Origin of the sequence: Kitasatospora aureofaciens (assembly GCF_019192735.1) — a bacterium.
GTDB lineage: Bacteria > Actinomycetota > Actinomycetes > Streptomycetales > Streptomycetaceae > Kitasatospora > Kitasatospora aureofaciens_A.
This window is the reverse complement of sequence record NZ_JAHTKP010000186.1, coordinates 1-948: the sequence shown is the minus strand read 5'-3', so window position 1 is coordinate 948 and position 948 is coordinate 1. Positions and strand designations below refer to the sequence as shown.

The 948-nt window shown below is 68.4% G+C and carries 2 protein-coding genes; both read right to left on the bottom strand.

The window, feature by feature from the left end; genetic code table 11:
* Positions 1-8: 8 nt before the first annotated feature.
* Complete coding sequence (locus KV557_RS41905; RefSeq protein ID WP_218207376.1) at positions 9-407, bottom strand: hypothetical protein; 399 nt, start codon at positions 405-407, stop codon at positions 9-11.
* Positions 404-948, bottom strand: a 545-nt coding sequence (locus KV557_RS41900) for a transposase (protein ID WP_218207374.1), incomplete at its 5' end; no start/stop codon positions are given. The genes KV557_RS41900 and KV557_RS41905, both read right to left, overlap by 4 nt.

The window sequence follows — 948 nt, the reverse complement described above, 5'->3', positions numbered from 1 at the left end:
AGTGGACGTTAAGTCCGTTTCTGGTAGCGGCCTCGTCCGGGTTGGGTGAGGAAGCCTTGGCGAGTGAGGCGTCCGAGGCGGCTGCGGGTGATGTTGACGGACGCCTCGTCGGTGGGCATGCCGAGGAGTTCGTGCAGCTCGCGTGCCCGGAATGCCTGGTCGGGGTGCTGGTTGAAGGCGTTCACGATGGCCTGGTAGGTGGTGTTCGTCTCGGGTGGTTCGGATTCGGTTCCTGCCTGCGTGACCTCCGCGATGATCTTTCGGGTGGTGGCCAGGTCCGTGAGCCGCGCTTCGGTCTCGGTCAGGTCGGCGGCGAGCTCTTCGATCCGGGTGCGTAGTTCTGCGGCCCGGGCGGTGGCCTCGTCCTGCCGGCTCTGGAGGTCTGCCAGGAGTTCGGCGACGTTCACGCGGCCAGTCCGAGGGTGTCGCGCCAGGCCGGGGCTGGTGTGGTGAGGCGGCGGGTCATGTTCGCGGTGGAGGCCCAGTAGACGCGTGAGGCGGAGGTGTCGGGCCGGTGGTCGTACTCGCGAGCGAGGCGCCGATGCAGCATCAAGGTGCCGTTCGTCTGCTCCACCACCCACCGTTTCGGCTGCGGGACGAAGCCCTTGCCCTGGTCGGCCGGGTTGCGGCGGACGACCTCGACGTCGATGTCCAGCAAAGCGCCGTGGATGACGACCTCGTCCTTGAAGCCCTGGTCCACCAGGGCCTTCTCCAGACGCATCCCGCACCGCTCGGCGACCTGGTCGAGCAGGGCGGTGCCGGCGGCATTGTCGTGGGCGGAGGCGGCCAGGACGACGACACCGATGATCAGCCCCATGACGTCCACGGCCAGTCCCCGCTTGCGCCCCGACACCTTCTTGTTCGCGTCCAGCCCCGTCGTGGTCTTCGGGACACCGGCGGCCGCGCGGACGGACTGGGTGTCGATGATCACGAGGGACGGGTCCTCTA